11 protein-coding genes are annotated in these 9,024 nt (G+C 48.2%); 2 read left to right on the forward strand and 9 right to left on the reverse strand.

Translation table 11 applies throughout. The annotated features are described in order from the left end of the window. Positions 1 to 141 precede the first annotated feature (141 nt). On the forward strand, positions 142 to 288 hold the full coding sequence (locus ACG2F4_RS18795) for a hypothetical protein (RefSeq protein ID WP_395262488.1): 147 nt from the start codon (positions 142 to 144) through the stop codon (positions 286 to 288). A 134-nt stretch (positions 289 to 422) separates the two neighbouring features. Here the strand turns inward: ACG2F4_RS18795 and ACG2F4_RS18800 are convergent, their stop codons facing one another. From ACG2F4_RS18800 to ACG2F4_RS18840, 9 genes are all read right to left on the reverse strand, one after another. Then, entirely contained in the window at positions 423 to 1,475 is a 1,053-nt protein-coding gene (locus tag ACG2F4_RS18800; protein ID WP_395262489.1) for a dipeptide epimerase, read from the reverse strand. Continuing rightward, positions 1,462 to 2,283, reverse strand: a complete 822-nt coding sequence (locus tag ACG2F4_RS18805) for a phosphatidate cytidylyltransferase (protein WP_395262490.1) — start codon at positions 2,281 to 2,283, stop codon at positions 1,462 to 1,464. The genes ACG2F4_RS18800 and ACG2F4_RS18805 overlap by 14 nt, the downstream gene beginning before the upstream one ends. Continuing rightward, complete coding sequence (locus tag ACG2F4_RS18810; protein ID WP_395262491.1) at positions 2,280 to 2,555, reverse strand: putative signal transducing protein; 276 nt, start codon at positions 2,553 to 2,555, stop codon at positions 2,280 to 2,282. Before ACG2F4_RS18810 ends, ACG2F4_RS18805 begins: the two co-directional genes overlap by 4 nt. Continuing rightward, the gene (locus ACG2F4_RS18815) at positions 2,548 to 3,510 is read right to left on the reverse strand and encodes a lysostaphin resistance A-like protein (RefSeq protein WP_395262492.1); all 963 of its coding nucleotides are present in this window, start codon (positions 3,508 to 3,510) and stop codon (positions 2,548 to 2,550) included. Before ACG2F4_RS18815 ends, ACG2F4_RS18810 begins: the two co-directional genes overlap by 8 nt. A 15-nt stretch (positions 3,511 to 3,525) precedes the next feature. Beyond that, positions 3,526 to 4,116 carry a DUF4199 family protein gene (locus ACG2F4_RS18820; protein WP_395262493.1) on the reverse strand — a complete coding sequence of 197 codons (591 nt, stop codon included), beginning with the start codon at positions 4,114 to 4,116 and terminating at the stop codon, positions 3,526 to 3,528. Then, on the reverse strand, positions 4,094 to 4,600 hold the full coding sequence (locus ACG2F4_RS18825) for a DUF2085 domain-containing protein (protein ID WP_395262494.1): 507 nt from the start codon (positions 4,598 to 4,600) through the stop codon (positions 4,094 to 4,096). Before ACG2F4_RS18825 ends, ACG2F4_RS18820 begins: the two co-directional genes overlap by 23 nt. Beyond that, on the reverse strand, positions 4,601 to 5,038 hold the full coding sequence (locus ACG2F4_RS18830) for an acyl-CoA thioesterase (protein WP_395262495.1): 438 nt from the start codon (positions 5,036 to 5,038) through the stop codon (positions 4,601 to 4,603). A gap of 3 nt (positions 5,039 to 5,041) precedes the next feature. Beyond that, positions 5,042 to 6,016 carry an acetyl-CoA carboxylase carboxyltransferase subunit alpha gene (locus ACG2F4_RS18835; RefSeq protein WP_395262496.1) on the reverse strand — a complete coding sequence of 325 codons (975 nt, stop codon included), beginning with the start codon at positions 6,014 to 6,016 and terminating at the stop codon, positions 5,042 to 5,044. Positions 6,017 to 6,313: 297 nt separating this feature from the next. Beyond that, a complete protein-coding gene (locus ACG2F4_RS18840; RefSeq protein ID WP_395262497.1) occupies positions 6,314 to 7,042 on the reverse strand; it encodes a polyprenol monophosphomannose synthase in 729 nt (242 codons plus the stop codon). A gap of 259 nt (positions 7,043 to 7,301) precedes the next feature. Here ACG2F4_RS18840 and tgt point away from each other — a divergent pair, with 259 nt between their 5' ends. Further along, the gene (tgt, locus tag ACG2F4_RS18845; RefSeq protein WP_395262498.1) at positions 7,302 to 8,432 is read left to right on the forward strand and encodes a tRNA guanosine(34) transglycosylase Tgt; all 1,131 of its coding nucleotides are present in this window, start codon (positions 7,302 to 7,304) and stop codon (positions 8,430 to 8,432) included. Positions 8,433 to 9,024: the final 592 nt, after the last annotated feature.

Here is a 9,024-nt window from a genome sequence, read left to right on the forward strand (position 1 = left end):
TGTTTAAACACCATATTTTGAAAAATATCTCACAGATTTTACCGCTTCATTCCATAACTCATTGAGTACCAATGAGTTTAAACCGGACACTAGTGGTATTTAATGCACAAATTTTAATATCGGGATCAGCTTCGAATTAAGATGGCCCTACTGAAAAATGATCTGAAGAAAATTGGCAACCGCATCATCAGGGTTGACTACCGTCAGGAATCTTTTTACCCGGCACCGCTGCACCACACGCTTGAACTACAGGAAAATATCGATGAGCTCTGTGCCGGCGTAGAATGAGGATATAGTTGAGTGGAACAGCTGAACAACGCCCGTAACGTATAGTTTCAATTAGTGCGAGATTATGTCTGCTAACAGGGAAATGACAGAAGGAGAGCAGTTAGTTTTTTTAAGTGAGGACGCATCGCCCGATCTCACAGTTCAGTAACCGCTTTAACTCCCAGGCCCGGATCATTCGATACCAAAATTCTCTTTTCTTTATCCAGTTTTAGTCCCTCGAACGGGTCATCCCTTATCAGCAGGTGGCCATCCAGATCCGCATAATCAGCCCACAAGCTGAGCAGAGCTCCCGCACTGTTGGCCAGCGAGCTCTCGATCATACACCCGATCATGACTTCCAGCCCAACCTTTTTGGCTAGTTCAATTAGCTGTTTTGACTTTACCAGGCTTCCGGTTTTCATCAGTTTTATATTGATGACATCAAAGGCGCGGGAGAGGTTCCGGAGATTTTCTCTTCCCTCAAAGCTTTCGTCGGCGCACAACGGAATCGGGGAGTACTTTTTAAGTTCTGTCATCTCTTCAAAACAGCGGGCCGGCATCGGCTGTTCCACCATGTCGATGCCCTGCCCAGCCAGAAAACCGATAATGGCTTTCGCTTCTTCCAGCGTTTTCCAGCCCTCGTTGGCATCCACGCGCAGCGGCTTATCGGTAACCCTGCGAAGCGCTTCAATAATCTGGCGGTCGCGGCAGGTACCCAGCTTCACTTTAAGGACCGGGTAATCGGCTGCCTCTTCCACTTTTTGCTGCATCACGTCCAGCTCATCCAGCCCGATGGTAAAGGTCGTGACCGGACCTGTTCGGTCGGCAGCCCCCCAGAGCTTCCATAAAGGCAGATCCCGTTTTTTAGCCCACCAGTCAAGGTATGCCATCTCTATGGCCACCCGGGCGGATCTAACTTGTTTGGGAGGGGAACCTCGGCTAACGTGTACATCGATCCGCTCACTAAGTTGCATGACATTATCAACCGAATCAAAAAAATCATCGGGCAACGCTTCCAGAAAGTTGACCACGTCAACATCGGTCTCATCATACCGGCGGTTGGGTGCGGCTTCTCCATATCCCGTGAGTCCATCGGCATGGAGCCTGACAAACACATTCCGGACCGAAGGCTTTGACCCGCGTGCTATGGTAAAGACCTGCTGCAGCCGAAGCTCTGCTACCTGGTACTCAAGTTCAAAATGAGGCATACCCAAATACTTTAAGCCCGTACAGATACAGGTAAAAAACCGGTGCCGACAAAATCAGGGCATCAAAGCGGTCAAAAAAACCGCCATGACCGGGCAGGGCGGATGATGTATCTTTTACGTGGCCGGCTCGTTTTAGCTTGCTGGCGGTAAGATCGCCGACAGGGCCAAATATACTTACCAGAACGACCGCCGGAAGGCCCTGGGACAGTGTCAAGTGGAGAGGCAGGGGAATCATGTAGCTGCAGATGGCGAAGCCTGCAAGGGCTCCCAAAATTCCGGCCCCGAAGCCCTCCCATGTTTTCTTGGGACTAATAGAGGGCGCCATCCGGTGTTTCCCAAATGCTTTTCCACCAAAATAGGCAAATATGTCGTTTCCCCAGACCATCAGCAGGAGCGCCAGCGTGAGCATAAATCCCTGTTCAGGGCTCGACAGGAACCGAATATTTATAAACGTTAAAATGCCGACAGGACCATACAGACCTGCAAAAAGGGAAGAACCGAGCGTGCGTATATTTTCATCAATCGGTTTGGCCAGCTGCAGGAGTATAAAAATCAGCAACAGGGCAAGCCCGATCTGAAATGCATGGGGAAGCTCCGGGAGCAGCAAAATCCACAGCCCCAGCGAATAGGGAAAATAGGGATTGGGCGCCTGCCGTGAGGCTCTAAAGAGTCCGATCGACTCCTTTACCACGAGCAGTCCAATGGCGATCATCAGAAGCTTGAAATACCACCCTCCCACCCAGGTTATATAAAGAAACAAGGCAGCGGCGGGTACCGAGACAAGTATTCGCTTGGCCAGTTCACTCACGATGAGGAGTCGTCCAGATCTTCAAAGTCCTGTTCATCCAGCTCTTCCAGTGCCTCTCGAGCCTCTTCCTCGTACTCCTGCGGAACATAAAGATATACGAGAGCGGTTTCGCCGACCGTCAGGCTGTAGGCAGAGTCTCTTTTTGACAAGATATTCGAGGGGATATTCCGGTTCGAGAGATATCCCTTTACCAGCTCCACTTCATATTCGGTGCTCCGTTCCAGGATACACACCCAGTTGTTGATATCACTTGGTTTTGGGCCATCAAACATCGGTCGTACCTCCTTGAGTTTGTTGCCTGTGTTGATACATATAATTTATAATCCAGGCCGAGATCACTATTCCGAATGTCAACGCCCAGGCAGGCGGCATCGACTCCGGTGTCATCTCCGCTATCGAAGAGTCGGGATAGTAAGAGGCGACAAGCACGCTGCCCCCGTTATTTATGAGATGTGCCAGCATGGCGGGATAGATACTCTCCGAAACGTAGGTTACATAAGCCAGAACAATCCCTATAAACGCCAGCGGCAGCAGGTTCGTCAACTGCAGGTGGTAGAGTCCAAACAGAAATCCGGACACAATAATTGCGGTCCAGATCCCCCAGCTTTTTTCGAACGCCCGGAGGGTGTATCCGCGATAAAGGATCTCCTCGCACACGGCCGGAACCAGTCCGATGTGGAACAGGGTCAGCATCATATTGTGATCGCTCCTCAAGAACTGTTCAATCAGCTGCAGCTGGGTGTTCTGCATCGATTCAAAATATTCCGGAACCGGCAACTGGATATTAATCCATGACAGAAACCAGATAATAGGTTGGGCAGCTACTATCAGCACGGCAGTCAGTGCCAGCATCTTCGGAGTTTTGTCAAATGCCTGGAACCTCAGAAATACAGGCTGATCACGTTTTGTGGTATGAAGGCGACTAAAAAGCCAGGTGGCCGCCCCCAGGAAAACGATCTGCCCAAACGAGTTACCGATAAAAAGCAGATCCAGGTTCTCCTGGAATGCCTGAATAATCTCCTGCGGGTTGGGCTGTGCCTGGATTCCCTCACGCACAAAATACAGGGTAGCAGCCACAATTCCGGCCGAAATCTGGAACAGGATAAACGCAATAACGATCCAAAACAGGGCCAGTACCCAGTCGTCAAACCCGTTGCGCTCGGCCCATGAAGAGATCGACGGGCCATTTCCCGAAGAGATAAAATTGTTTTCCTGGTTCAGATCCATGTAATTTTTTTCGGATTAGAGCAATTTATCTTCTTCTTTCCCAAACGCTTTGGCACCAATCATGCCGGTTATAAGATTCAGGATACCGTACATCGGAATACCCCAGAGTATCTGCGATCCGATATTATGCTGACCTCGCATCGCCTCAACGGTGGAATCGATCATCTGCTGTTTTTGTTCTTCGGGCAGGTCCATCGCCTCAAAATTTGCCACGGTGCTTTCTATCATTTTCTGGGTCATGTCCGGATCAACCACCAGCCATAATTGATTCAACACCGCGCTTACAAGCGTAATTCCGACCCCGGTCAGGAAACCGACAAGGGCTCCTTTTCCCAGTTTAACAGCGATATCGTGCTCCCGGGTGTAGTGCCAGACAGCTACCATTCCTCCGAACGCTCCCACCAGACAGCCCACCAGGCTGATCAACTGTGAGGGAGAAAAAAAAGAACCGGTCGGTTCAGCATTGATCGTGACGTAGACCGTTACCAGCGAAAGTACAAATGCCACGATGCCGAACAGTACAGATGCAATTCCGACAGAGTTCCAGTAGGCCGGGGCCTCACTGCTCTGCTGAGCGGCATTGTCAAATGAGTTCTTTGAATCCATATGCGTCCCTTTCTGTTTCGTCGTTAGTTTTCAGAAATTCATCGGCCAATATTAGAACAGCCATACTCCCGATAAGCGCTCCCATCACCGATCGGGTGAACGCTGTATTTTGCCAAAATCCGAGCAGATTTCCAACTACATCTGCCCCATTAAGCGCTATCGCGATCATCAGTAATCGGCCGGGATTTACCGGGATAATAAACCGCGGATTGCCGATCAGCGGGATGGCAAGCCAAAAAAATGTAAAGGCTGCGTAAATTCCAAAACACCGGGCACACACCGCCATGGGAGTACCGTTGATCCAAAATGACCGGGTGGGATCCTGATGACAGAGCGTTCTAAATGCTTGGTGCTGCCAGCTGTTTAACCAAAATTCCGCGTTGCCCAGCAGTCCCGGCCCACTTGCCGCAACCACCAACAACAGGCAAAGCCCCGCAACCCCCAGGTATAACGACCGATTATATTTTAGGCCGGGTATATTCATTTAGCTCTGTTGAATTGCCTCTTTTAAGCCCTCGATAAATGGCCCGGGAGCCCGGCAGGGTTTGCGGTTATGTGCTCTCATAAAACAGAGCACCACGCTACCGACCGCATGGGGTTGATTCCGCCGTTCAGTGGAAATTTCATAATAGGTTTCCAGCTTTACTGCCGGTATCGAATAGAGGTGTACATGAATGGTCATCAGCTCATCGTAATAGATCGGTGCCTTGTATTCCACCTGTGTTTTCACGACCGGCAGCATCACACCTTCATCCTCCAGCTCGCTGTACGGCATACCAAGGCTCCGAATCATCTCGGTTCGTGCCACTTCAAAATATTCCAGGTAGCGCCCGTAATACACGTAGCCCATCTTGTCGGTTTCAGCATATCGGCTGCGCAGGCTGCAGGTATACGAAAAAATGGGAGCTTGTGAAGGCAGCACTTTTTATGTGTTAGCGGTTGATTCCGTTTGTTTCCTTACCTCTCCCATCGACGAGTATTTCTGGATCCGGTTCTCTACCAGCTGGTGGGCATCTATCTTTTTGAGACGCTCCAACGACTCAAGCAGCTGTTCCTTTACTGCGGCTGCCGAGGCCTCGGGGTCCCGGTGGGCTCCTCCCAGCGGTTCCTCGATTATGCCGTCAATGACATCCATCTCTTTTAAATCTTCCGCCGTCAGTTTGAGCACGGCTGCAGCCTGTTCTTTGTAATCCCACGTTTTCCACAAGATGGAAGAACATGATTCGGGAGAGATTACGGAGTACCAGGTATTTTCCATCATATATACCTCATTCCCCATTCCTATTCCAATGGCACCGCCACTGGCTCCCTCTCCAATAACTACCGTAACAACCGGAACTTTGAGCGTTGCCATCATTTTAAGATTTTTGGCAATCGCTTCTGCCTGCCCGCGCTCTTCGGCCTCAAGTCCGGGATAGGCACCCGGCGTGTCTAAAAGGGTGATGATCGGAATATTAAACTTTTCAGCCAGCTTCATCAGCCGATAGGCTTTTCGATATCCCTCCGGGTTCGCCATTCCAAATCTCCGATATTTTCGGCTCTCCGTATCGCGCCCTTTCTGGTGGCCCATTATCATCACAGATTGTCCCTCCAGGGTAGCCAACCCTCCCACAATCGCCTTGTCATCTCCCTGGTAGCGGTCGCCATGCAGTTCAACAAAATGTTCTGTAATCTTAAAAATATAGTCGAGGGTATACGGACGATCCGGATGACGTGCAAGCTGTACCCGCTGCCACCGGGTCAAATTGGAAAAAATCGACTCACGCAGTTCCTCAACCCGGCCTTTAAGACGATTAATCTCGGGCTTGAGCACATCATCATCGGCGATGGTGAGTTCGGTAAGCTCTTTTATTTTTTTTTCCAAATCGGCTATCGGTTGTTCAAAATCTAAATATTGCATAATGCTGACTTGAAATATTTGCTAATTTAGTCACCAAATATACAAACTTCGATGGAGAGTTTAAGGAAAAAAGGAATATGTGTACTCCGCTTACAGGTTCACTTTCGGCAGGCACTATATTCCGTAAACGACTTGAAGGGACCTTTTGCAGAACCTACTATTTTGTTGGGAGGTGATTGTACCACCACCTTGTTGACTTTTAAACGGGAGTAGAACTCCCTAAGAACGAAGAATTGAGAGTTTTGAAAAGCCCTCTTAAAAAACATATTCAATTGTGTCCGCTGGATGCTTTGACAACTACAGCTTACCCAGCAGACTTTGGATCTTTAAAGACCAGACCCGCCAAATTGCCTCCCATACAATACCTTTTGACATTTTTGAAACTCCCTCTTCCCGCTCTTTGAATATGATGGAAACCTCTTTAAGCTTGAAACCAGCTCGCCACGCCCTGAAGTGTATTTCAATTTGAAACGCATACCCGTTTGAGCGCATTTTATCGACAGAAATGGTCTCCAGCACCCGCCGATGAATACATTTAAAGCCGGCAGTCGTATCAAAGATAGGCAACCCGGTTATAAACCTGGCATATAAATTTGCGGAATATGATAAGATAAGTCGTGGCAAGGGCCAATTTATGATACTTATACCATTTGCGTAACGTGATCCGATCACAACATCGGCATTGCCCTGTTTTACTTCTTCAATCAGCTTTGGTACATCATTCGGACTATGCGAAAAATCCGCATCCATTTCGCACACATAGGTATAGTTTTTCTCCAGTGCATACTGAAATCCACGCACGTAGGCGGTACCCAGTCCCAATTTACCACTGCGTTCAATTAAATGTACCCGTTCGCCAAACTGGGATTGAGCCTCTTTTACCGCTGCTGCCGTACCATCAGGTGAACCATCATCGATTACCAGTACATCCACAGGTTCCCCTAATGCCATGAGTTCCTCAATTAGCCGCCCAATATTATGTGCCTCATTATATGTCGGTATAATGACCAGGGACTCACTCTTCATCTATCACTCGCTGCTGAACCTTCCTGTTATCAAATGTGCCCAATTTAAGAAAATATTTTCATGGTTATCATTTTTCTGCATGTACACCTGTAGACATGCTCACTGCCGTCAGCAGATAACTTGCCTGTAGAAATATTTTCAACTGAAAACAGTTAACTTCATTCTTAAATAATGTTATTATCAGATCCAATTTGTACAGTACCTTGCCAAACTCCACTGCTATAAAATAGATTTCTAACAATTAGATTACTAAATAAAAATTGTGTTTACATTATCAAAAACAGATTCTCGTACCAAGGCGCGTACCGGAACCCTTCAGACAGACCACGGTACCATTGAGACTCCGGTTTTTATGCCGGTCGGAACACTTGGTACAGTCAAGGCGGTTCAACAGGACGAATTAACAGACAAAATTGACGCCCCCGTTATACTCGGAAATACTTACCACCTGTATCTAAGGCCCGGCTGTGATATCATATCTGGAGCCGGTGGATTGCATCAATTTATGAACTGGGACCGCCCCATATTGACCGATTCAGGAGGGTACCAGGTCTACTCTCTTTCTGACAACCGGGAACTCACCGAGGAGGGCGCTCGCTTTAAAAGCCACCATGACGGTTCCGAGCATCTGTTCAGCCCGGAAAATGTGGTCAAAATCCAACGTATTCTCGGGTCAGATATAATGATGATTTTGGATGAATGTCCTCCCTATCCCTGTGATAAAGATTATGCCAAAGAATCAATGGAGCTGACCCACAGATGGGCAGAACGCGGCAAAAAAGCTTTTCTAGATACAGAGCCTCTATACGGGCACAAACAGTTTCAATTTGGTATCGTACAGGGAGGTACCTATAAAGATTTGAGAAAAGAATCTGCCCAATTTATGGCAGACCAGGGTTTTGACGGCATAGCCATCGGGGGATTAAGCGTGGGGGAACCCACCGGTCTGATGTACGAGATGACCGATCATAATACTGATGATCTACCGAGGGATAAGCCCCGCTACCTGATGGGAGTAGGGAAACCGGCCAACCTGCTGCATTGTGTTGCACGGGGGATCGACATGTTTGATTGTGTATTACCTACCAGAAATGCCAGAAATGGTCAGCTTTTTACACGGCAGGGTATTATTAACATCAACAACGCCAAGTGGAAAAATCATCATCAACATTTTGATCCCGACTTCCCATCTGATCTTTGCCAAAAATATACCATGGCGTATATCCACCATCTGTTTAGAAATAACGAAATTCTGGGCCTGCAACTGGCTACCCTGCACAATCTTACCTTCTACCTCTGGCTGATGCGTGAAATGCGGCGGCGTATTCAGGAGAATACCTTCAGCGAATGGTATGAAAATTATGCGGAGCAGGTTGACCAGAAGATCTGACAGCCGAAATTCAGACACGGTCTCAACTGAGTTTTTGAGCTACTCAGCACTGGTTTTAACCCATGGATTGTCATGTCCCAATGCTATTTTTTAACGAACTTACAGACCCCGCCAGAAAAGGGAAGCACAATAGTATTATTACGAAATTAAGGAATTGGTTATCCCAAAACCCAACGGATCCTCTCATATATAGTAATAAACAAAAAGAACCAGGCAAAATTGATTGGGATTCCCTAAGGATATGCATGAATCAGCAACCATGCACCCGGTCAGGCTCAACTTCCCTATTCTGATGTTTATATTTTGAGGTAATGGATCTTACAAACAACCAGGAATAGTACGGCAGATCCACTCTTTACGTTAGTAATTTTCTCCATTGCCTCAGATTAGTCACTCAGCGTGGCGCAACAATCATAGTGCCTGAAACAACAGAAGCAGCAATCTCAACGGCCGGGTTGGTCTCGGGCCCGTCCCCAATACAAACGGCCCTCCGCGTGTGAGGCGGAGGGCCGTGGGGAAAAAAAAGAGGAGGCGAGGACCTACGCTTCCGCCTGCTGGCAGTACCATTGGCGCGGCAGGGCTTAACGGCCGT

The organism is Halalkalibaculum sp. DA3122, assembly GCF_043951865.1.
Classification (GTDB): domain Bacteria; phylum Bacteroidota; class Rhodothermia; order Balneolales; family Balneolaceae; genus JAMQKA01.